23 protein-coding genes and 2 tRNA genes are annotated in these 20,109 nt (G+C 67.9%); 12 read left to right on the top strand and 13 right to left on the bottom strand.

The features are described from left to right. Positions 1 to 84 precede the first annotated feature (84 nt). Both ASC61_RS14500 and ASC61_RS14495 read right to left on the bottom strand, forming a co-directional pair. The gene (locus ASC61_RS14500; RefSeq protein ID WP_056213057.1) at positions 85 to 1,011 is read right to left on the bottom strand and encodes a hypothetical protein; all 927 of its coding nucleotides are present in this window, start codon (positions 1,009 to 1,011) and stop codon (positions 85 to 87) included. 76 nt (positions 1,012 to 1,087) lie between these two features. Continuing rightward, positions 1,088 to 1,984, bottom strand: a complete 897-nt coding sequence (locus ASC61_RS14495; protein ID WP_056213055.1) for a LysR family transcriptional regulator — start codon at positions 1,982 to 1,984, stop codon at positions 1,088 to 1,090. A 95-nt stretch (positions 1,985 to 2,079) separates the two neighbouring features. Here ASC61_RS14495 and ASC61_RS14490 point away from each other — a divergent pair, with 95 nt between their 5' ends. Genes ASC61_RS14490 through ASC61_RS14480 form a run of 3 tightly spaced genes read left to right on the top strand, consistent with a single transcriptional unit; the run spans position 2,080 to position 4,531 of the window. Then, complete coding sequence (locus ASC61_RS14490; protein ID WP_056215721.1) at positions 2,080 to 2,949, top strand: alpha/beta fold hydrolase; 870 nt, start codon at positions 2,080 to 2,082, stop codon at positions 2,947 to 2,949. Further along, positions 2,946 to 3,764: an LLM class flavin-dependent oxidoreductase gene (locus tag ASC61_RS14485; protein ID WP_200935460.1), complete on the top strand. Its 819-nt coding sequence runs from the start codon at positions 2,946 to 2,948 to the stop codon at positions 3,762 to 3,764. The genes ASC61_RS14490 and ASC61_RS14485 overlap by 4 nt, the downstream gene beginning before the upstream one ends. Continuing rightward, entirely contained in the window at positions 3,764 to 4,531 is a 768-nt protein-coding gene (locus ASC61_RS14480; RefSeq protein WP_056213053.1) for a class I SAM-dependent methyltransferase, read from the top strand. The genes ASC61_RS14485 and ASC61_RS14480 overlap by 1 nt, the downstream gene beginning before the upstream one ends. Positions 4,532 to 4,848: 317 nt before the next feature. On the opposite strand, the gene ASC61_RS14475 is transcribed toward ASC61_RS14480, so the two are convergent. From ASC61_RS14475 to ASC61_RS14460, 4 genes are all read right to left on the bottom strand, one after another. After that, positions 4,849 to 5,052, bottom strand: a complete 204-nt coding sequence (locus ASC61_RS14475) for an ANTAR domain-containing protein (RefSeq protein WP_056213051.1) — start codon at positions 5,050 to 5,052, stop codon at positions 4,849 to 4,851. Between the two features lie 240 nt (positions 5,053 to 5,292). Beyond that, positions 5,293 to 5,775 (bottom strand): GtrA family protein, encoded by a 483-nt coding sequence (locus ASC61_RS14470; protein ID WP_082530684.1) that lies wholly within the window; start codon positions 5,773 to 5,775, stop codon positions 5,293 to 5,295. Beyond that, positions 5,762 to 6,520: a polyprenol monophosphomannose synthase gene (locus tag ASC61_RS14465; protein ID WP_056213047.1), complete on the bottom strand. Its 759-nt coding sequence runs from the start codon at positions 6,518 to 6,520 to the stop codon at positions 5,762 to 5,764. Before ASC61_RS14465 ends, ASC61_RS14470 begins: the two co-directional genes overlap by 14 nt. Next, positions 6,517 to 8,067, bottom strand: a complete 1,551-nt coding sequence (locus ASC61_RS14460) for a hypothetical protein (RefSeq protein ID WP_157439504.1) — start codon at positions 8,065 to 8,067, stop codon at positions 6,517 to 6,519. Before ASC61_RS14460 ends, ASC61_RS14465 begins: the two co-directional genes overlap by 4 nt. Positions 8,068 to 8,158: 91 nt before the next feature. Here ASC61_RS14460 and ASC61_RS14455 point away from each other — a divergent pair, with 91 nt between their 5' ends. The 8 genes from ASC61_RS14455 (at position 8,159) to ASC61_RS14420 (ending at position 15,022) form a co-directional block, all read left to right on the top strand. Further along, complete coding sequence (locus ASC61_RS14455) at positions 8,159 to 8,821, top strand: response regulator transcription factor (RefSeq protein WP_056213042.1); 663 nt, start codon at positions 8,159 to 8,161, stop codon at positions 8,819 to 8,821. Further along, positions 8,818 to 10,131, top strand: a complete 1,314-nt coding sequence (locus ASC61_RS14450; RefSeq protein ID WP_056213040.1) for a sensor histidine kinase — start codon at positions 8,818 to 8,820, stop codon at positions 10,129 to 10,131. The genes ASC61_RS14455 and ASC61_RS14450 overlap by 4 nt, the downstream gene beginning before the upstream one ends. Positions 10,132 to 10,177: 46 nt before the next feature. After that, a complete protein-coding gene (locus ASC61_RS14445; RefSeq protein WP_056213038.1) occupies positions 10,178 to 11,008 on the top strand; it encodes a COG4705 family protein in 831 nt (276 codons plus the stop codon). Between the two features lie 66 nt (positions 11,009 to 11,074). After that, the gene (locus tag ASC61_RS14440) at positions 11,075 to 11,776 is read left to right on the top strand and encodes a phosphatase PAP2 family protein (protein WP_056213037.1); all 702 of its coding nucleotides are present in this window, start codon (positions 11,075 to 11,077) and stop codon (positions 11,774 to 11,776) included. After that, positions 11,773 to 12,390: a VTT domain-containing protein gene (locus ASC61_RS14435; protein WP_056213035.1), complete on the top strand. Its 618-nt coding sequence runs from the start codon at positions 11,773 to 11,775 to the stop codon at positions 12,388 to 12,390. The genes ASC61_RS14440 and ASC61_RS14435 overlap by 4 nt, the downstream gene beginning before the upstream one ends. 43 nt (positions 12,391 to 12,433) lie before the next feature. Then, positions 12,434 to 13,231: a COG4705 family protein gene (locus tag ASC61_RS14430; RefSeq protein WP_056213033.1), complete on the top strand. Its 798-nt coding sequence runs from the start codon at positions 12,434 to 12,436 to the stop codon at positions 13,229 to 13,231. A 124-nt stretch (positions 13,232 to 13,355) separates the two neighbouring features. Continuing rightward, complete coding sequence (locus ASC61_RS14425) at positions 13,356 to 14,231, top strand: ZIP family metal transporter (RefSeq protein WP_056213031.1); 876 nt, start codon at positions 13,356 to 13,358, stop codon at positions 14,229 to 14,231. 320 nt (positions 14,232 to 14,551) lie between these two features. Then, positions 14,552 to 15,022, top strand: a complete 471-nt coding sequence (locus tag ASC61_RS14420) for a DUF2231 domain-containing protein (RefSeq protein WP_056213030.1) — start codon at positions 14,552 to 14,554, stop codon at positions 15,020 to 15,022. A 67-nt stretch (positions 15,023 to 15,089) separates the two neighbouring features. Here ASC61_RS14420 and ASC61_RS14415 read toward each other — a convergent pair. The 6 genes from ASC61_RS14415 to recO form a co-directional block, all read right to left on the bottom strand. Then, positions 15,090 to 15,165 (bottom strand) — tRNA-Glu (locus tag ASC61_RS14415). Positions 15,166 to 15,231: 66 nt separating this feature from the next. After that, positions 15,232 to 15,303: transfer RNA gene (locus ASC61_RS14410), tRNA-Gln, on the bottom strand. Positions 15,304 to 15,372: 69 nt separating this feature from the next. Continuing rightward, positions 15,373 to 16,863: a glutamate--tRNA ligase gene (gene gltX, locus ASC61_RS14405; RefSeq protein WP_056213028.1), complete on the bottom strand. Its 1,491-nt coding sequence runs from the start codon at positions 16,861 to 16,863 to the stop codon at positions 15,373 to 15,375. Beyond that, a complete protein-coding gene (locus tag ASC61_RS14400) occupies positions 16,856 to 17,638 on the bottom strand; it encodes a fumarylacetoacetate hydrolase family protein (RefSeq protein WP_056213026.1) in 783 nt (260 codons plus the stop codon). Before ASC61_RS14400 ends, gltX begins: the two co-directional genes overlap by 8 nt. A 33-nt stretch (positions 17,639 to 17,671) precedes the next feature. Then, positions 17,672 to 18,436, bottom strand: a complete 765-nt coding sequence (locus ASC61_RS14395) for an isoprenyl transferase (RefSeq protein WP_056213025.1) — start codon at positions 18,434 to 18,436, stop codon at positions 17,672 to 17,674. Between the two features lie 2 nt (positions 18,437 to 18,438). After that, positions 18,439 to 19,167, bottom strand: coding sequence for a DNA repair protein RecO (gene recO, locus ASC61_RS14390; protein ID WP_056213023.1), 729 nt, complete (start codon positions 19,165 to 19,167; stop codon positions 18,439 to 18,441). A gap of 68 nt (positions 19,168 to 19,235) precedes the next feature. Between recO and ASC61_RS14385 the strand changes: the two genes are divergently transcribed. Next, positions 19,236 to 19,640 carry a DUF3052 family protein gene (locus tag ASC61_RS14385; protein WP_056213021.1) on the top strand — a complete coding sequence of 135 codons (405 nt, stop codon included), beginning with the start codon at positions 19,236 to 19,238 and terminating at the stop codon, positions 19,638 to 19,640. On the opposite strand, the gene ASC61_RS14380 is transcribed toward ASC61_RS14385, so the two are convergent. Further along, positions 19,637 to 20,074, bottom strand: coding sequence for a VOC family protein (locus tag ASC61_RS14380; RefSeq protein ID WP_056213020.1), 438 nt, complete (start codon positions 20,072 to 20,074; stop codon positions 19,637 to 19,639). The two genes, ASC61_RS14385 and ASC61_RS14380, sit on opposite strands and share 4 nt — an antisense overlap. Positions 20,075 to 20,109 lie beyond the last annotated feature (35 nt).

The raw sequence follows: 20,109 nt of genomic DNA, 5'->3' as shown, positions 1-20,109 counted from the left end.
AACGTACCGGGGTCCGGTCCGGCCGCATGGACCGGCCCCGAGGGAGCAGCGCGGTTCGCGGCTCCCCCGTGGCCCCCGCCTGGATCAGGCAGCGTCCCTGACGTCCTTGAGCGCGTCCTTGAGCGAGTCGAGGTCGCCTCCGGTCGGGGCGTTGGCCACGCCGGTCCAGTCAGGCGACGGCAGGACCTGCTCGGTCGCCTTGCCCTGCTGCACGTCGCGGATCGCGGCAACGATCGCATCGAGGTTGTTGGGCACGGGCCGGTTGCACTTGCGCAGCTCCGACCCGAGCTTGAGGGTCAAGCGCGGCTTGCTGGCTGCGACGGCATCCGCGGTCGTGCCGGACTCGACCGTGCTGTCCGAGAGGTCCGAGACGGTGCCGCACACGTGGTAGACCTCGCCGCCGCCGGCCCAGTAGACCTTGTCCTCGCCCAGGAGCTGGATGACCGCCTGCTTCTCGGCGGTGTACTTCTCGACCGAGGCCGGGTTGAAGTCGATGCCCATCACGACGGCCAGAAGCGCCACCACGATGCCGACCGCGCCGGCGACGCCCTTCTGCGTCTTGCCCATGTCCTTGTTGAGGAAGATCAGGATGATGATCGGCAGGAACGCGATGATCGGGATGAACGCACCGAGCTGGTTCTGGATGAAGAACCTGAAGGGCTCCTTCTCCGAGGCCGGGTCGAGCTTGTTGGCCTTCTTCCACAGCATCGAGCCGATGATGACCGCGATGCCGTCGAGGACCAGCAGGGCGATGAGTAGCGCGAACGCCCATGTGGGGAACGAGTTGTCGGAGATCAGCTCGCCCTTGCTGTTGACCGTCGCCTTCTCGGCGAGGATCGACTTGTTGAGCAGCAGGCCGAAGATCGCGCCGATCTCGATCGCGATGCCGAGCGCCCACAAGAGCACGGCGTAGAGGCGAAGCTTCTTGGCCTGGGACGTCGACTCCGCAGAGGCCTTCCACGTCGAGTCGTTGGTGGAGCTTGCGGCGGCATCCTTGCCCGAGCTGGTCATGGAATCTCCTGGAGATCGAGGATCGGCGATCGAATGCTATCGCCACCGACGCGTCTGCCGTCCGATCTGCGTGTCGCTACGACGATTCGCCGACCTCCGCCGCGACGTCGACCGCGATCTCGATCGCTCGGGTCGCCAGCGGCGACAGCGTGCGCCCGGCGGGCCAGTGCAGGTAGATCTCCCGCGCGGGCAGGGCGGGCCGCAGCTCATGGATGCTGAGCGCGGGGTCGGTCTCGACGTTGGCGCCGCGGACCGCCAACCACGGCAGGATCGCGCAGCCGAGACCCGCGCGCACCATCGACAGCAACGCGTCGTTGACCGCCGTACGGAACACGATCCGCGGATGAGCACCCCCTCGTGCGAGCGCCTCCTCCATCTCGGGCTGGTCGCAGTCGAGCGGCCAGGCCACCATGGGCGCACGGTCGAGCCGTGCCAAGCGGACAGGCCCCTCGGGGAAGTCGCCTGCGCCGGCCACCAGGAGGTAGGGATCGTCGAGCAGCTTGACCCGTTCCACGTCGCCCGCGACCCGGCCGTCGTAGAACAGCAGGTCGAGCTGACCGATCTGTGGCGTGTCGGGTTCCTCCTCCGACAACCTGATGTCACAGCCGGGGTGCTCGTCGCGGAGGCGTCGGATGACCGTCGGCAGGATCACGCTCGAGACGCTCTGGAACGTACCGATGTCGATGCGGCCGTCGCCCGCCTTGAAGCGTTCGACGGCGTCGCCCAAGGCGGCCGACCTCGACAAGAGGTCACGTCCACGCTCGAGCACGACGGCGCCGAGCGGTGTGACGCGGGCCGGCCTGGGTCCCCCTGGTCGGTCGAGGACCGGGCCGCCGACCGCCTTCTCCAACGCGGCGACCTGCTGGCTCACGGTCGACTGGGTGTAGCCCAGCCGCGTTGCCGCGCGACCGAACGAACCCTCTTCGGCGATCGCCACGAACGCGGCCAGGTGGCGCAGCTCGACATCCCGCATGCGGTCAGCCTAGAACACGAAGATTCCTTCAGCCGATCGGAATGATCGGAAATCATCGCTTTTCACGATCGTGCAGTCGTCCTAGCGTGCTGGACATGACCCCATCCCTCGCTCACGACGAGCAGCTCCTCGAGATCGACGACATCACCCTGTGCGTCCAGGCATTCGGCGATCCCCGGGCATCGACCCTCCTCCTGATCGGCGGTGCCGAGGCCTCGATGGACTGGTGGGACGACGAGTTCTGCCTGCGGCTCGCGGCCCCCGGCCGCCACGTCGTCCGCTACGACACCCGCGACACGGGCCGCTCCACGACGTACGCACCTGGCACGCCGACGTATGGACGCGATGCGTTGGTGGCCGATGCGGTCGGCCTGCTCGACAGCCTCGGCATCGCCGTTGCGGACATCGTCGGAGTCTCGATGGGCGGCGACATCGCTCAACGACTGGCCGTGCGTCACCCCGGCCGTATCGCCTCGCTCACGCTCATCGCCACGAGTCCGGGTGGGCCCGACCTGCCGCCCATGAGTCCGCAGCTCGCGGAGAAGTTCGCGCAGGGTGGCGACGAGGCACCCGACTGGACCGATCGCGAGGCGGTCATTGCGTACTACGTCTCCGGCGAGCACACGTTCGGCGGCACGATCCCGGTCGATGAGGGGTGGGTACGACGTGTGGCCGGCAAAGCCTGGGACCGCAGCCCGTCGCTCCCGTCGGCGCAGAACCATTGGCTGCTCGACGACGGCGTGCCGGTCAGCGATCGGCTCAACGAGATCACCGCGCCGACGTTGGTGCTGCACGGCACCGCGGACCCACTCCTGCCCTACGGTCACGGTGAGGCGTTGGCGCAACGAATCCCCGGAGCACGCCTCGTCCCGCTCGAGGGCATGGGACACGGGATGCCGCCGATCCAGGTGTGGGACACCGCCATCACCGAGATCCTCGACATCGCCGGACAGGCGCGATCATGATGCGCTCGGCCCTCTGGCTGCCGCTGTTCGACGACCTCGCCGTCCCCCAGGTCGTCGCGCGGCTCGCTGCGGACGCCGAGGCGGCCGGCTGGGACGGTTGTTTCGTCTGGGACCAGCTCCTCTGGCGGGCACCCGTCCGGGGCGTCGCCGATCCGTGGATCACGTTGGCGGCCATCGCGACCGCGACCGAGCGATTGCGGATCGGTCCGATGGTCACGCCACTCCCCCGCCGCCGGCCCACCAAGGTCGCCCGCGAGACCGTGACGCTCGACCGGCTGAGTCGAGGCCGGCTCACCCTGGGCGTCGGCCTCGGCGGCGATCGGTTCGCCGGCGAGCTGTCGAAGACCGGCGAGGAGCTCGACGACCGACGACGCGGGCAGATGCTCGACGAGTCGCTGGACATCCTGAACGCGGCATGGACGGGCAGGCCCGTGCACCACGAGGGTGAGCACTACGTCGTGGACGGCATCGAGTTCTGGCCGCGGCCCGCCCAGCAGCCGCGCATACCGATCTGGGCCGCCGGCTTCCCGGGCAACGCGCGGCCAATGCGCCGTGCTGCCCGGTTGGACGGCTTCTTCCCCGCCAACCTCGAGCACCCGGACCAGCTCGCCGAGGTCGTCGCGACAATCACCGACCTGCGCACGGATCGCACTGCTGCGTACGACTTCGCCGTGGGACTGCCGTACGACGTCGACCCGCTGCCGTACGCCGCACGGGGCGCGACGTGGTGGCTCCCGGAGATCCCACCGGGCGCCCCGCTCGAAACGGTGCGCGGAATCCTGCGTGACGGTCCGGCGATGGCGGGAGCAGCGTGATGTTCGACTACGACGCGGAGCTGGTCCGCTACAACACACACCTGCAGGCCACCGCCGGCATCCAGCCGGGCGACCAGGTGCTCGACCTCGGCTGCGGCGCCGGTCAGACCTCTCGCCAGGCAGCGAGATCAGCTCGTGCGGGGTCCGTCGTGGGCGTGGACGTGTCCCCGGACATGCTGGTTCGAGCGCGCCGGCTGGCGGACGAGGAAGGCTTGGGAAACGTCACCTTTGAGCATGCCGACGCGCAGACGCACCGCTTCGAACCGCAAGGGTTCACCCTCGCCATCAGCCGGTTCGGCACGATGTTCTTCGCCGATCCCGTGGCGGCGTTCGCCAACATCGGCTCGGCGCTACGACCGGGAGCGCGACTCGTGCAGGTCGTGTGGCAGTCGGCGGACCGCCAGCCATGGGTCACGGCGATCCGCGGTGCGGTTGCCGGCGACCGGCCCCTGCCGCCCGAGCTCCTTGGTGGACCGTTCTCGCTCGCCGATCCTGCGGTCCTCGACGGTGTCCTGGCCCAGGCGGGCTTCGTCGAGGTCGAGATCACCGACGTGCAGGAGCCGATCCACTACGGGTCCGATGCGACCAAGGCTCATGAGGCGCTGACCGAGCTGGGCATGATCGAGTTCCTGGCGCCCGACCTCGACGCAGCCTCGAAGCCTCAGGCTCGTGACCGTCTGCGCACGGTGCTGGAGGAGAACGAAACCTCCGACGGCGTGTGGTTCGACTCCGCGTGCTGGCTGGTCACTGCCCGTTGGGCCGGTTGATCGAACGGATGCTCGTCAACGAGTCTGCTCTGGACCTCCGCCGCGCGCACGACATCGCACGCGACGCCGCGGGGCACCCCTGCCACGGCGTGCCGAAGGGACGATCGCCGCTACCGGTGCAGCCGGCTGACATGTGGTGACCATCTCGGGTCATGAATCCAGAGACACCCCCGATCCGCGTTCGGGGGGTTCGCGGTTCGAGGGTGTCTTCGGTGATGCCATCGTGTCAGAGACGTCGGTCGCACATCAGGTCCCCACGGGGGATCTCCCGGTAGTTCGCTTGGACCACACCGGCCACCGTTCGAGTTGACGACGTCTCAGGCCGAGGCGCGCAGCGGGACGTCCGCCGAGCGACTCTGAGGCCGGCTACCGCAGATGGACAAAGCCACTTCGAGCACCGTGACGCCGCGGTCCGTGGCCGCCCATACGAGCAGGCCAAGAGCGGTTTCGGAGCTGACGTCGTGCTCCTGCATGAGGATGGACTGGGCGTTGACGATGGCGTCAAGGCTCGATGCATGCATGCCGATCCTCTTTCGTGACGTAGAGATGGCCCCGAGCCCATCGCTGACGCAGCATCAGCGTGCCGTAGTTACCCAGACGTAGCCTTGCCAAACGCCACCGGCGGCCCCACGGCGGCCGGACCCCAGCCGGGTTCGCTGCTTGTGGAGTGCCTTGCACCGCACGTTTGCGATGGGCTCACCGTCAGGCGAGCTCCCATGGGGCTTCCACGACGACGGCATGACTGCCACGGTGCCCCGCGATCACCACGTCTCGAGCTTTCGCAGGGGCACACTCTCGTCTGGACCAGGCTGTGTCGCAAAGACAAATCGCTTGTAGGACCAGTATCGGAACAGCGTGCCGAGCGCAAGACCGATGACGTTCGCGGACACGTTGTCGGCCACTCTGCTGGTCAGGCCGAGCAGGTCGTGCGAGATCGCGAGAGTCAGGACGGAGAATCCCAGGCCGATGATGTTGAAGAGGACGAAGAGCGCGATCTCACGGCGCCGGTTCCCAGCATCCGCACCACGCCACGTCACGGCGCGATTGCCGACGTACGTCACGACCATCGCGAGCGCCACCGCGAAGGTCTTGGCTATCGATGGATCCAAGGTGACGAAGACCGGTGCCGATCGAAGGTAGTTGAAGGCGGCGATGTCGACGATGTAGCCGACACCGCCCACGGCAAGGAAGCTGACGACTTCAGGACTCGACAGTCGAGCAACAAGGCGGTCAGACACGAGCATCGGTCGACCGTTCCGCGGTCGCCACAGCGATCGGACGCCGAGAGCGGATCTCGTGCCAACGCCACGCCAGGACCCGGAGCACGGCCTCTCGGACGATGTCGGGTGACATCTTCGACACACCCACGGCGCGGTCGGTGAAGGTGATGGGCACCTCGGTCGTGGTCAGGCCAAGCCGGGCGGCACGCCACGTGTTCTCGATCTGGAACGAGTAGCCGTTCGACCGTGATTCCAGCACTCCAAGCGTGAGCAGGGCGTCGCGTCGAAACGCGCGGAAGCCCGCCGTGGCGTCCCGCACTCGCAGACCGAGAACCATTCGGACGTACGCGTTGCCTGCCCGTGAGATGAGACGCCGGCGCAAGGTCCAGTTGCCGACGCCACCGCCTTTGACGTAGCGCGACCCGATGGCGACGTCGCTGCGCTCAAGGGCAGCGACGAGCTCGGGGATCTTGGCGGGCGGATGCGACAGGTCGGCGTCCATCTGGACGATGATGTCGTTGCCGCGATCCAGGGCCCAGGCGAACCCTGCGCGGTAGGCCGCGCCGAGCCCGGCCTTCTGGGGCCGGGTCAAGAGGTGGATCTGTGCGGGATACCTCGGATGCGCCTTCACCACCTCGCCGGTGCCGTCCGGACTGCTGTCGTCGACGACGAGGAGGTCGATGTCCGGGGCGACACGCAGCACCTCGTCGAGGACGGTCCGGATGCCGAGCGCCTCGTTGTAGGTCGGGATGATGACGATGGGGTTCATGGGACGAGGTCCTTCATGGTGACTAGTGGAGTGGTGGCACCGCGGCAGTCGCCGATGATGCGAGGTGTGGGTCGGTCGACCCCGTTGCGCAGGAAGATGGTGTGGCCGCACAGGCGGGCGACCCGGTGGTAGTCGTGATCGAGGATCAAGCCGGTCTGTGCAGTGTCCAGTCCCCAGGAGTGGACGTGCTTGCGGATCACGAACCAGGTCGGCGGCTCAGGTCCGCGAAGGACCGCGTCCAGCTGGGTGAGCTGCGGGTCGATCGTCTTGACCGGGAGGCTCCAGAGCTGCGCATACGGCGAGGCCAGGCCCGATGCGAACGTCAGGTCGGCGTTGCCCCAGGCGTTCACGATCGTGTCGTTCGGCGTGGACGAGGCCGCGACGGCCTGTCCCACGGACCGTGCATCAGTCCCCTGTGGTCGGGCCAGGCTCACGCCCCAGGCCACGGATCCGGCCACCAGCACGTACGCGACGACCTTCCGGGCCGCGAAGCCGTGGCGGGACACCAGGACACCGGCAGCGATCGACAGCGGCGCGGCGAGCTCGACGAGGTAGTGGTGCCAGTAGTTGCCGCCGAGCAGCACCGAGATAACGGCGAACAGGGTCATCGCCACCAGTGCCAAGAAGGACGTGTCGTGCCGGCGACGGGTGACCACGTGGTGGAGCAGCGCGAGCAGAAGGAACCCGAGCCCGCTGGCTGCCACCGCGATCACGAGCAGGTGCAGCCTGACCGAGGAGTGGGCGCTGCCGCCGGCGGCCTGGACGGCGGCGGCGTGGATGCGGAAGGGGTACATCGCATCGAAGACGCCGACCAGCGAGGTGCCGTGGGCGACCGTCCAGAGGGCCAGCAGCACGACGACGGCCGATGCGCCGCCGACGGCACCCGCAGCCATGGCCCAGAAGCGTTGCCGGTGGAGCTCCCCACGCGAGACGGCGAGGACCAGAGCGACAAACCCAAAGATCGCCGCGTCTGCCAAGTTTTGCTTGATGAGCATGGCCGACATGGCCAGGGAGCCTGCCGCTGCCGACCACGCGACGGCCTCGTGGTGGCGCACGGCCCGCAGAGCGGCCAGCACGCAGATGACACCCCCGAGCACGAACGGCGCCGCCAACAGCTCGCCGTTGACCTCATATCCGCCCAGAAGCGGACTGATGCTGAGCCCGGCGGCCGTGAGGGCGGCCCACTGGGCGGCGACCCGGCCACCGATCATCCCCGCGGCGCGGCTCACCCCGAGCACGACGAGCGCCGCGGCGACGCACCCGATGAGCCGAAGAGCCGTCAGTCCTCCCAATGCCGACGCGGCACGGAAGATCGTGATGAGCAGAGGAGGCCGGTCCACCCAGTACCTGCCGTACAACGATCCGCCGGCGCCGTGCCACTGGGCGCCGACGACCAGGAAGCCACCTTCGTCCGGGCTCGCGGCATGTCCCAGGAAGGGCAGACGGGACGCCACAGCGGCCACCACGGAGGCACCGATCGTCCAGGTCGGGAGAACTGGAGCACGAGCAGCCGGCAACCGGGGAACCGGAAGAGTCAAGGCTGTCATGTGGCCAGATTGCTGTCTCGAACCTGCATGCGACCTGACTGCGCGGACGAACCACGCGACGTGGTGAGGCGTCGTGGTGCACGATAGCGCCATGACAGTCGTCGGCATCTGCGAGGACGATCCAGACGTCCGGCGCGTGCTCACCGACGCGCTCAAGATGAACGGGCACGAGGTGGTGATCGCCCGCAACGGGCGGGAAGCCGTCGACAATCTCGGCGCGGGAAGCCGGGTCGAGGTGCTGATCCTCGATGTCGGACTCCCAGATGCGGACGGGCGCGACGTCTGCCAGGCGTTGCGCGCAGGTGGGCAGCATGCCCCGGTCCTGTTCCTGACGGCCCTCGACGGGGTCCATGACCGAGTTGCGGGCTTCCACGCCGGCGGCGACGACTACGTGGTCAAGCCTTTCGCAATCTCTGAGGTTCTGGTGCGGATCGCTGCACTACTCCGTCGGAGTCGGTCCGATCCCGTTTCCGTCAGCGGGTTGAACCTTCACCCCGATCGGCTCTCGGTCGAAGCCGACGGCCGCGAAGCGACCCTGACGCCCACGGAGTTCCGGCTGCTGGCCGCGATCGCCGCTGATCCCAGTGCGATCACCCGCCGGCGCGCGGCCGTCGCCGCAGCATGGCCAGACGGCGCCATGGTCAGCGAGAACACGATCGATTCGTACGTCCGGCGCATCCGGGTCAAGCTCGCCTCGATCGACTCACCCGTCGAGCTGACGACCGTCCGCGGCGTGGGGTTCACCCTCCGATGAGGTGGTCGCACCGCACGCTCATCTCCCGGATCGTCTGGACGACCCTGATCGTCACGGCCATCGCGATGGCCGCGATGGTCGTCACGGTCATGCTCGTGCTGTCCGCCTTGACGAACAAGAACATCGAAGCGCGGCTGCGCGATCAGCTCACCGCCGTCTCCTCCACGGTCAAGGTCGACTCCGAGGGGACCGTGACGGCGTTGGAGACCCCGGACGACACGATCGATGACACCACGTGGGTCTACACGGCGGACGGCACGCTGGTTGAGGGTCCGCGCGTGGGGCACCGGCTCACCTCGACCGCGGATTCGTTGGCTGACGTGCGGAGTCAGACCCGGTTGGACCGGCACGAGCGCTCCTTCCTTGCCGCTCCGGTGGTGCGCGAGGGGAAAGTCCGGGCCGTCGTGGTTGTCGAGGCTCCGCTCGAGCCGTACGAGTCCACCCGCAACCTCACGCTGGTGGGGCTGATCGCGCTCGCCCTGACGGTCACCGGCGGCTCGGCGGCGATTGCCGCCTGGGCGGTCAAGCGCACCTTGGGACCGGTCGAGTCGATGGCGGCCCGGGCGCGAGACTGGAGCGAGCACGACCTCGAGTCCCGGTTCGACACGACCGCGGCCGATGACGAGTTCGGCCGACTTGGCCGAACACTCAACGTCCTTCTCGACCGTGTCGCCGGCGCGCTGCGCAGCGAACAGCAGCTGACCTCCGAGCTGGCCCACGAGCTGAGGACCCCGTTGACCGCCATCCGCGGTGAAGCCGAGCTCGCCATCATGGCCTCGCCGGGCCCCGTGATCACCGAGCGACTCGACCGAGTCGTGGCGCTCGTCGACCGGATGAGCACCACGATCTCGTCGCTGCTCGCGATCGCCCGCAACGATGCTCGACTCGAGGCCCGCACGACAGCCACCGCACTCGTCAACGAGGTGCTCGAGCACCGCCCCGACAGGCCAGGGCTGAACGTCTCGACCCACGACGTGGAGGACGTGGAGGTGTCCGTGCCCACCGAGCTGGCCGCCCGTGCCCTCGCGCCCATCGTCGAGAACGCGTTCACCCACGCGCGCACGTCTGTCCAGTTCCTGACCGTCGTCCACGAACGCTCGATCGAGATCATGGTCAGCGACGACGGCCCCGGGATCGCCGCGGACGACTCCGAGTCCATCTTCCGGTCCGGCGAGCGCGGAATCGATTCAGACGGTGCGGGGCTTGGCCTGGCTCTGTCGCGCCGTGTCGCACGCACCTTGGGCGGCGACGTCCACCTGACCTCGCCGCACAACCCGACAACGTTCGCCCTCACCCTTCCCCGTTCCTGAACAGCAGTCAGGTTCCTGGCAGGTGGCTCACCGCAAGGTGGAGCGCATGACTCAATCACCTGCACCGACGTCCAGCCGTGAGGCGAGCCATCTCGATCGCGGAGCCTGGACCCGCACGCTGCTCAACAAGGTCCCTGAAGTCACGATCTTGTTCTGGGTGGTGAAGATCCTGTCCACCACAGTCGGGGAGACCGCCGCCGACTACCTGAACGAGAACGTCGGCCTCGGTCTTTCGGCCACCACCGCCATCATGGCCCTGCTGCTGGCTGCCGTCCTGGTCGTCCAGTTCACCGTTCGGCGCTACATCCCGTCGGTCTACTGGCTCGCCGTGGTGCTGATCAGCGTGGTCGGGACCCTGTTCTCCGACAACCTCGTCGACAACTTCGGAGTCAGTCTGTGGACCACGACGGCAATCTTCGGCGCCGGGCTCGTCGTCTCGTTCGTCGCCTGGTTCCGCAGCGAGCGCACGCTGTCGATCCACTCGATCGTGACCCGCCGTCGTGAGGCCTTCTACTGGCTCGCAATCTTGTTCACGTTCGCGCTGGGCACGTCCGCCGGCGACCTGATCGCCGAGAAGCTCGCCGTCGGCTACTTCCCGTCCGCGCTCATCTTCGGCGGAGTCATCGCCGTGATCACCGCGATCTACTACGGCTTCAAGACCAACGCCGTCCTGGCGTTCTGGGCCGCATACGTCATCACCCGGCCGTTCGGCGCGTCCATGGGTGACTTCCTGACAGCACCCACCAAGGACGGCGGGTTGGGGCTGGGAACGAACGGCACCAGTGCCCTGTTCATCGCGATCATCGTCGCGTGCGTCGTCTGGTTCACCGTCAAGGCCAGGCGCGAGGACCGCGAACTGGTGTCGACACCCGTCTGACCATCCGAACTGCCCCGCCCAGGCCGCCCCCGTTGGTCTGGGCGGGGCCTCCACTGGAGGCCCCACATGTACGCACCGGCTCGACTCACGGCCCTGACCACGGCCGTGGTCGCAGGTTCGATCGCCGGGGTGCTCGTGCTCGCCGACTCCGCCCACGAGCACGACGGGGTCTCTGCGGCGATTGACCCACATGTCGCGGCTGACGCGATCGCCGCGCGGTCAGGTCCACTGACTGCCGCAGCAAAGCTGCTGACCCTGATCGGCAGCGAAGCCGTCGTCGGGGCATTGGCGTTGCTGCTGATCATCGCCCTGCTCGAGCGGCGCGGACCCTTCTTCGCGATGTGCGCCGCAGCCGCCATGGGCGTGTCCGCATGCCTCACGCTCGGAGTCAAGCAACTCGTCGCGCGGGACCGGCCCGGCCCAGCGATCCGGCTCGGGGCTGTCGACCGCACCTACTCCTTCCCATCGGGTCACACCCTCAACTCCGCCGTGTTCCTCGGGCTGGTCGCCATGTTGCTCCTCCCGTTGATGCACGATCGTGGTCGGCGCATCGCTGCCACGGGCGCTCTCACCCTGCTGGCGATCGGGATCGGCTCGAGCCGCGTCTACCTGGGCTATCACTGGGCAAGCGACGTCATCGCCTCCTGGCTCCTCGCGATCGCGATTCTGGCGATGGTCGGACTCGCGAGCACCATCTGGCGGCGTTCCTCGGCCCGCACCGTCCGATCAGGCGACGATCAGGTTCCCGCGCCCATCGTGAAGCCATGATCGTTGTCCTGACCCCGCTGCTGTACTCGCTCGGTCCGGCTGCGCTGCTGCTGATCATGGCCGTCGTCTTCGCCGAAAGCGGACTGCTCGTCGGGTTCTTCCTGCCGGGAGACTCGTTGTTGTTCCTTGCCGGCGCCCTCGTCGCTTCGCACGTCATCGCTGTCCCCATATGGCTGCTCGCGCTCGGTGTCTTGGTGGCTGCCGTGGCCGGCGACCAGCTCGGCTACTCGATCGGGCGGCGACTCGGGCCGCGGCTGTTCTCGCGTCCGAGCTCGCGACTCTTCTCACAAGCCAACGCGGACCGCGCGAGCGAGTTCTTCGACCACCACGGCTCGGGCGCGGTGGTTCTGGCGCGATTCGTCCCCGTCGTCCGGACATTCGTTCCCGCTGTCGCCGGGATCGCGCGCATGCCCCGCCGTCGCTTCAGCGTCTACAACGTGGTGGGCGGCGCCGCGTGGTCGGTCTCGATCGTGACCGTCGGCCACCTGTTCGGCGGAATAGCCTTCGTCGCCGCAAACATCGAGCTCATCACCATCGGGCTCGCCGCACTGTCAGTCGTACCTGCCAGCGTCGCGTACGCACGCAACCGACGCGCGCGTCCCGTGCGCACCTGATGGTCAGGTTTCAATCAGGTGCCGCGGCCTAGCGTCCTGTCACGTGCCCACACGAGCCTTCCGCGCGCCCAAGGTCCCCGAGGTCTTCCTCCTCTTCTGGATCATCAAGCTGCTGACCACTGGGATGGGTGAGGCAGGATCCGATTTCCTCGGGAGCGTCAGCATCCCGTTGGCCGCCGTGATCGGGATCGGCGGATTCTTCGTGATCCTGTGGCTGCAGCTGAGAGCCGAGACGTACCACCCCGTGCGCTACTGGACCACGGTTCTGAGCGTGGCTCTGTTCGGCACGATGATCGCCGACGGTCCGCACGTGGCGCTCGGCACACCGTACGCCGTTGACTCCGCGATCTACTTCGTCCTGTTGTGCGGGCTCCTCGCCTGGTGGAAGGCCAGCGAGGGCACGCTCTCGGTGCACTCGATCACCACCGGTCGCCGCGAACGCTTCTACTGGGGTGCCGTACTGCTGACCTTCGGTCTGGGTACGGCGGTCGGCGACGCGACCGCCATCGAGATGGGCCTCGGGTTCGCATGGTCGATCGTGCTGTTCGGGATCCTCATCCTCGTACCGTTGGCCTTGTGGCGAGTCGGCCTCGACGCCACCGCGACCTTCTGGGCGGCCTACGTGCTGACTCGCCCGCTCGGGGCGTCGGTCGCCGACTGGCTCGGCAAGTCGCGCGCCGCAGGCGGACTCGGCTGGGGTGACGGGACCGTCACAGGATTGGCGCTGCTGATCTTCGCCGTCCTGGTCACGTACGTCGCTCTCGCCCACAGCGACACCGAGGGTGCGCACGGCTCCGTCCGGGACGCCGAACTTCCGGAGGACGAGCTCGACGCGGTGTAGGCGTTCCTCAGCCCCCCGGCTGAGTCTGGTGGCCGCAGCTGGGACGCCCCCGGCGCCTCCCCGGATTTGCCCTGACGACACGCATAGGTGAGGCTTACCCGCGCACACGTCCCAGGAGGAACGCATGGCTCTGTCCACCACCCTGCTGCTTGGCTTGATCGCAGGCGGCGCGATCGTCATCGGCCTCCCCATCGGTAGGCTCAAGCGCCCTGCCCCGCAGCTCCGCGTCACACTGAGCGCATCGGCGGTGGGTGTCCTTCTCTTTCTCTTCTGGGATGTCATGTCGGCGGCATGGGAGCCGATCGACAGCGCCCTCACCGCCGTGCACGAGGGAGATGGGAGCGCTGGCCCGATCGTGGGCTACGGCGCCTTGTTCATCGGCGGACTCTCCCTTGGACTGCTCGGCCTGGTCGCCTTCGACCGTCACGCGAGTCGGGCGTCCCGCGCCGACCGGGGCAGCCGGCCGCCCGTCCCGTTCCAGGAAGCTGACACGAGAACGGCGCCAGTGACCGGTGTGCGGTGGTCAACAGCCAAGCAACTGTCGTTGATGATCGCGGTCGGAATCGGACTGCACAACTTCGCGGAGGGTCTCGCGATCGGCCAAGCCGCGGCCAGCGATGAGATCGCCCTTGCCACTGTGCTGGTCATCGGGTTCGCCCTCCACAACGCCACCGAAGGATTCGGCATTGTCGCGCCGCTCGCGGGCGACCTCGATGAGGATGGTCAGGCTCAGATGCCCAGCTGGCGATTCCTGGTGACGATGGGTGCCATCGGCGGGGGGCCCACGTTCCTCGGCGCGGGCATCGGGCACAGCTTCACCTCAGAGCCGGTCAGCGTCGCATTCCTCACCTTGGCCGCCGGCTCGATCGTCTATGTCATCGCCCAGCTGCTCGGCGTCGTTGCCAAGGCCAAGCGTGCCGACCTGGTGGCGATCGGCCTGCTGCTCGGCATCCTCGCGGGCTTCATCACCGACGGCATCGTGATCGCTGGAGGCGTCTAGAAGGCCAAGGGCGCCCTGGTCACCTCTTCGCTGATCAGGTTGCATGCAGGTCTCGGCCCGCATCGTGGAAGCGTGAAAGCCAGCGCCCCACGACCCGGGAACTGTGCTCGCCGACGCTTTGGCGCGAGCCGACGGGTGCGTCGCGACCTCCTGCTCAGCGCCGCCCTGCTGTGCGTGCTGATCTGCGTTCAGGCGTTTCGCCAATGGCGTTGAATCCGATTGCCGCGGGCGAGCGGTCGCCGTTCAGGTTGCGATCAGGCATCCATCAGTAGGTTCCCTCGCATGCCGCTGAACATCACTCCCGACCCCAAGGACGTCTGATGCCGAACGACTTCCACGGTCTGCCACTGCATCCCCTGATCGTGCATGCGACAGTCGTCGTAGTTCCCCTGGCCGCGTTGACCGTTCTCCTCGCCGCGTTGTGGCCACGATTCCGAGCATGGTCGGGCCCGCTGCCGATGGGTCTCAGCCTCGTCGGACTGGCACTGGTTCCCCTGTCGACCTCCACCGGCGAGACACTCGAACGACACGTCGCCCACTCAGCACTTGTGGAAAGGCACACCGAACTCGCGGGTGGACTGCTGCCATGGATGCTCGGCTTGGCGATCGTGGCCTCCGCCAACTATGCGGCTCATCGACGAGGACGAGGCAGACGACCCGTGCACGGTTCGATCCCGATGGTTCTCGCCGTTCTGGCCGTGGTCGCCGCGGCGGGCACAACCGTTCAAGTGGTCCGGATCGGTGAGAGCGGCGCCAAAGCCGCATGGGCCGACACCAACATGTCCGCTTGAGCACCCGTTGGGCGGGATGAGAAGACCCCCTGACCGGCATCTCTGCTGGTCAGGGGGTCTCTTTCCATGGTAGCCCCGACGGGATTCGAACCCGCGCTACCGCCTTGAGAGGGCGGCGTGCTAGGCCGCTACACAACGGGGCCATGGGTGGTCTTGCGACCGCACAAAACCCTACCAAAGCGTGCTCGGGAGCTGCTCGGAGGGTTTCGCTGGGATACTAGGACTCGAACCTAGAATGGCGGTACCAGAAACCGCTGTGTTGCCAATTACACCATATCCCAATGGCTTCGGACGGGGTCCGAGCCGAGGTCACACTTTACCCGACCGCACGTCCCGCGCCCAAACCGGGATCACCCCAATGCCGAGTCCAGTCGCTCGATCGTCTTGCGGTGACCGAGCAGCTCCAGCGACTCGAACAGCGGCGGCGAGATCCGACTCCCTGTGACCGCAACGCGTACGGGCCCGAAGGCCAGTCGCGGCTTGAGTCCCAGTCCGTCGATCAAGGTCGTACGCAGGGCGCCCTCGATCGTTGCCGTCGTCCACTCGGCGCGTCCGGCGGGGATCGCATCGAGCGCGTCACGTGCCGCGCGCACGACTTCGAGGCCCGCTTCGTCGAGGTTCTTGGCGGCGTCGGCCTCGTCGATCGCGAACTCCTCGTCGGAGACGAAGAGGAATCGCAGCATGTCCACGGCCTCCGTGAGCAACGTCATGCGCTCGTGCACCAGCGGCGCCGCGGCACTCAGCAGGCCGAGCTGAATCGTCGACGGCTCGTCATCGATCAGGCCGGCTGCCTGGAAGTAGGGCACCAGGCGCGTGCGCAGGTCCTCCGGCGACAGCAGGCGAACGTGAGAGCCGTTGATCGCCTCGCACTTCTTGATGTCGAACCGCGCGGGGTTGGGGTTGACCCGGCCGATCTCGAACGCCTCGACCATCTCGGGGATCGTGAAGATGTCCCGGTCCTCGGCGATCGACCAGCCCAGCAACGCCATGTAGTTGAGCAGGCCCTCGGGCAGGAAGCCCTTGGGCTTGTAGTCGAGCAGGTTGGACTCGGGGTCGCGCTTGGACAGCTTGCGGTTGCCCTCGCCCATGACGAACGGCAGGTGGCCGAACTCGGGCGTGAACCCGCCACCGATGCCGATCTCGGCGAACGCCTCGTAGAGCGCGATCTGCCGCGGCGTCGAGCTCAGCAGGTCCTCACCGCGCAGCACGTGGGTGATGCCCATCATGGCGTCGTCGGTGGGGTTGGTCAGGGTGTAGAGCGGCTGGCCGTTGGCGCGTACGAGGACGTAGTCCTGCACGTTGGCCGAGTCGAAGGTGATCTCGCCGCGCACGAGGTCGTGGAACGTGTAGGTGCGCTCCGGCATCTTGAACCGAATGACCGGCTCGCGACCCTCCGCCTCGTAGGCCGCGACCTGCTCGGCCGTGAGGTTGCGGTGCAGGCCGTCGTAGCCGCTGGGCTTGCCGGCAGCGCGAGCCGCGTTGCGGCGCTCCTCGAGCTCCTCGGCGGTGTCGTACGCCTTGTAGGCGAAACCCGCGTCGAGCAGCTGTTGGGCGACATCGGCATAGATGTCCATGCGCTCGGACTGGCGATAGGGACCATGAGGGCCACCGACCTCGGGTCCCTCGTCCCAGTCGAGGCCGAGCCAGCGCATGACGTCGATCAGGAGCTGGTAGGACTCCTCGTTGTCTCGTGACGTGTCGGTGTCCTCGATGCGGAACACGAACTTCCCGCCGTGATGACGGGCGAACGCCCAGCTGAACAACGCCGTGCGGGCCATGCCGACGTGCGGGTTGCCGGTCGGACTGGGACAGAACCTGGCGACGACAGGGCGATCAGTCATTGCGGCTCACCACCGAGTTGGTCAGGGTGCCGATGCCCTCGATGGTCACGCTGACCTCGTCACCGACCTCCATGGGGCCGACACCGTCGGGGGTGCCGGTCAGGATCACGTCGCCGGGCAGCAGCGTCATGAAGGACGACACGTACTCGATGATCGCCGGCACGGTGAACACCATGTCGGAGGTGTTGCCGTCCTGCTTGACGTCGTCGCCGAGCCGGGTCGTGACCTGGACCTTGGACGGGTCGAAATCGGTCTCGATCCACGGCCCGAGCGGGCAGAACGTGTCGAAGCCCTTGGCCCGGGTCCACTGCCCGTCCTTGGCCTGCAGGTCGCGCGCCGTGACGTCGTTGCCGATCGTGTAGCCGAAGATCACCTTGGCGGCGTCCTCGGCGGAGATGTCGCGGCAGATCCGGCCGATCACGACGGCGAGCTCGCCCTCGAAGTGCACGTTGTCGCTCTGGTCGGGATAGAAGATCGGCTCGCCGGGCCCGATGACGCTGGTGTTGGGCTTGAGGAAGATCAGCGGCTCCTCGGGCACCTCGCCACCCATCTCGGCCGCGTGCTTGGCGTAGTTCTTGCCGACGCAGACGACCTTGCTGCGCGGGATCACCGGCGCCAGAAGGCGTACGTCCGCGAGGGGGATCTTCTGGCCGCTGAGGTTGAGCCCAGCGTAGAGAGGATCGCCGTTCAGGACCGCGATGGTGGGGACGCCGTTGTCGTCCCCGATGACTCCGAAGCGGGGATCGTCGTCCCCCGCGAACCTGGCAATGCGCATATGCACCAGCCTATCGGTGCTGCACGCCCGTGCTCACGCCGAGCCGTAGCGGCGGTTGCGGGCGGCGTACTCCTCGATCGCGGCCCACAGGGCGCGGCGATCGACATCGGGCCACGCGATGTCGGAGAACACCATCTCGGCGTAGGCCGACTGCCACAGCAGGAAGTTGCTGGTGCGCTGCTCCCCCGACGTGCGCCAGAACAGGTCGACGTCCTCCATGTCGGGCTCGTCGAGGTAGCGGGCGAACGTCCGCTCGTTGACCTTGTCGGGATTGACCTTGCCCGCTGCCACGTCGCGTGCCAGCGCTGCCGCGGCGTCGGCGATCTCGGCCCGGCCGCCGTAGTTGACGCACATCGTCAGGGTCAGGACGTCGTTGTGCTTGGTCATCTCCTCGGCGGTCTCGAGCTCCTTGATGACGCTGCGCCAGAGCCGTGGCCGTCGCCCGGCCCACCGGACGCGTACGCCCAGCTCGTGCATCTCGTCGCGACGGCGCCGGATGACGTCGCGGTTGAAGCCCATGAGGAACCGGACCTCGTCGGGCGAGCGCTTCCAGTTCTCGGTCGAGAACGCGTAGGCCGAGATGGCCTTGACCCCGATCTCGATGCCGCCCTCGACGACGTCGAACAGGGCGGCCTCGCCCATCTCGTGGCCGGCGGTGCGGGGCAGGCCTCGCTGCTTGGCCCAGCGGCCGTTGCCGTCCATGACGATCGCAACGTGGCGAGGCACCTGCTCGAGCGGAACCGCCGGCGGCTTCGCTCCGGAGGCATGCGGAACCGGCTGGCGTACGGAACGCTTCATGGCTACCTGTCGACGTGGCTCAACGAGCGCAGGCCGCGCTCGAGGTGCCACGAGAGGTAGGCGCTGACGATGCCGCTGGCCTCGCGGCGGGACCGGTCGTCGGACGTGCCGACGGCGAGCCAGTCTCCGCTCAGCAGGCCGGCGAGCAGCGAGACGGTGAACGGCGACGGCGCGGCCGAACCCGCAACCCGGCAGTCGTCGCACAGCATGCCGCCCGACGCGGCGTGGAAGTTGCGGTGCGGGCCCTCCGCAGCACAGCGGGCACACGCGTCGAACGTCGGCGCGTAGCCCGCGATCGACAGCGCTCGGAGCTGGTAGGAGTCGAGGATCAGGCTCGGCGTCATGCGGCCCTCGGTGAGCGCACGCAGCGCACCGACGAGCAGCTGGAGCTGCGGCACGGCAGGCTCGCCGTCCTCCTGCACGAGCCGCTCGGCGGTCTCGAGCATCGCGGTGCCCGCGGTGTAGGCGGCGTAGTCGCTGCCGAGGTCCTTGGCGAACGCGTTGATCGTCTCGACCTGCGTGATGATGTCGAGCGAGCGCCCCTCGGCGAGCTGGAGGTCGACGTGCATGAACGGCTCGAGCCGGCCGCCGAAGCGCGACGTGGTCTTGCGGATGCCCTTGGCCGCGGCCCGCACGATGCCGCGGTCACGCGTCAGGAGCGTGATGATGCGGTCGGCTTCGCCGAGCTTGTGGACACGCAGCACGATGCCGGCGTCGCGGTAGAGGCTCACCTGTCCATTGTGCCGTGCGGGACCGACGATTGTGCCCCGGCACGCGGCGCGAGCACTAGTGTCGGTGCATGGCGCAGGACTCCGGCTATTCGGGCACTCCACAGCTCAAGAAGCTCGGCATCAAGCCGGGCCTGCGGCTCGCGGTCGTCGGCGCCGACGCCGGGTGGACTTTCGAGGAGCCGCTCGATGGCGTCGAGCTCGTGGCTGAAGGACCGACCGACGTCGCGGTGGTGTTCGTACGCTCTGCGGCCGGGCTCGACCGACTGACCGCGTGGGGCGAGTGGATCTTCCCCGCCGGGTCGCTGTGGATCGCGTGGCCCCGCAAGGCGGCCGGTCACGTCAGCGACGTCACCGAGAACGCGATCCGCGACGGCGCGCTCGAGCTTGGCCTGGTCGACGTCAAGGTCGCCGCGATCGACACCGACTGGTCGGGTCTCAAGCTCATGTGGCGCAAGGAGAACCGCACCCGCTAGTCGAGGCAGAACTCATTGCCCTCGGGGTCGTGCATCGTGATGAACCCGGTCTCCATGGGTGGCGCCGGGTCGACGCGATAGGCGCGGGTCGCTCCGAGCGACTCGAGCCGGGTCGCCTCGGCCTCGAAGGCGGCCATCCGCTCGTCGCCCGTCAGACCGGGCGCCACCCGCACGTCGAGGTGCACGCGATTCTTGGCGGTCTTGCCCTCGGGGACGCGCTGGAAGAAGATCCGCGGCCCGTCGCCGTCGAGAGGTCGCAGCGCGGATCTGGAGTTCCACTGGTCCTCAGGCACACCGAACGCCCTGAGCGCATCGGGCCAGGTCTCGAAGCCCTCGGGCGGCGCCTCCACCTGGTAGCCGAGCACCTCGGCCCAGAAGCCGGCCTGCGCCGCGGGGTCGGCGCAGTCGAACGTGACTTGGAATTCTCTGGTCATCTCGTCACCCTCTCGCGCGGCACTGACAGTTGCCA

Origin of the sequence: Aeromicrobium sp. Root344 (genome assembly GCF_001425755.1) — a bacterium.
GTDB lineage: Bacteria > Actinomycetota > Actinomycetes > Propionibacteriales > Nocardioidaceae > Aeromicrobium.
The sequence above is the reverse complement of the archived record's forward strand: the minus strand, read 5'-3'. Positions and strand labels throughout refer to the sequence as shown.

Coding starts and splice junctions, on each gene's coding strand:
- ASC61_RS14500 (WP_056213057.1), bottom strand. CDS start 1,011: ATGACCAGCTCGGGCAAGGATGCCGCCGCAAGCTCCACCAACGACTCG.
- ASC61_RS14495 (WP_056213055.1), bottom strand. CDS start 1,984: ATGCGGGATGTCGAGCTGCGCCACCTGGCCGCGTTCGTGGCGATCGCC.
- ASC61_RS14490 (WP_056215721.1), top strand. CDS start 2,080: ATGACCCCATCCCTCGCTCACGACGAGCAGCTCCTCGAGATCGACGAC.
- ASC61_RS14485 (WP_200935460.1), top strand. CDS start 2,946: ATGATGCGCTCGGCCCTCTGGCTGCCGCTGTTCGACGACCTCGCCGTC.
- ASC61_RS14480 (WP_056213053.1), top strand. CDS start 3,764: ATGTTCGACTACGACGCGGAGCTGGTCCGCTACAACACACACCTGCAG.
- ASC61_RS14475 (WP_056213051.1), bottom strand. CDS start 5,052: ATGCATGCATCGAGCCTTGACGCCATCGTCAACGCCCAGTCCATCCTC.
- ASC61_RS14470 (WP_082530684.1), bottom strand. CDS start 5,775: ATGCTCGTGTCTGACCGCCTTGTTGCTCGACTGTCGAGTCCTGAAGTC.
- ASC61_RS14465 (WP_056213047.1), bottom strand. CDS start 6,520: ATGAACCCCATCGTCATCATCCCGACCTACAACGAGGCGCTCGGCATC.
- ASC61_RS14460 (WP_157439504.1), bottom strand. CDS start 8,067: ATGACAGCCTTGACTCTTCCGGTTCCCCGGTTGCCGGCTGCTCGTGCT.
- ASC61_RS14455 (WP_056213042.1), top strand. CDS start 8,159: ATGACAGTCGTCGGCATCTGCGAGGACGATCCAGACGTCCGGCGCGTG.
- ASC61_RS14450 (WP_056213040.1), top strand. CDS start 8,818: ATGAGGTGGTCGCACCGCACGCTCATCTCCCGGATCGTCTGGACGACC.
- ASC61_RS14445 (WP_056213038.1), top strand. CDS start 10,178: ATGACTCAATCACCTGCACCGACGTCCAGCCGTGAGGCGAGCCATCTC.
- ASC61_RS14440 (WP_056213037.1), top strand. CDS start 11,075: ATGTACGCACCGGCTCGACTCACGGCCCTGACCACGGCCGTGGTCGCA.
- ASC61_RS14435 (WP_056213035.1), top strand. CDS start 11,773: ATGATCGTTGTCCTGACCCCGCTGCTGTACTCGCTCGGTCCGGCTGCG.
- ASC61_RS14425 (WP_056213031.1), top strand. CDS start 13,356: ATGGCTCTGTCCACCACCCTGCTGCTTGGCTTGATCGCAGGCGGCGCG.
- ASC61_RS14420 (WP_056213030.1), top strand. CDS start 14,552: ATGCCGAACGACTTCCACGGTCTGCCACTGCATCCCCTGATCGTGCAT.
- gltX (WP_056213028.1), bottom strand. CDS start 16,863: ATGACTGATCGCCCTGTCGTCGCCAGGTTCTGTCCCAGTCCGACCGGC.
- ASC61_RS14400 (WP_056213026.1), bottom strand. CDS start 17,638: ATGCGCATTGCCAGGTTCGCGGGGGACGACGATCCCCGCTTCGGAGTC.
- ASC61_RS14395 (WP_056213025.1), bottom strand. CDS start 18,436: ATGAAGCGTTCCGTACGCCAGCCGGTTCCGCATGCCTCCGGAGCGAAG.
- ASC61_RS14385 (WP_056213021.1), top strand. CDS start 19,236: ATGGCGCAGGACTCCGGCTATTCGGGCACTCCACAGCTCAAGAAGCTC.
- ASC61_RS14380 (WP_056213020.1), bottom strand. CDS start 20,074: ATGACCAGAGAATTCCAAGTCACGTTCGACTGCGCCGACCCCGCGGCG.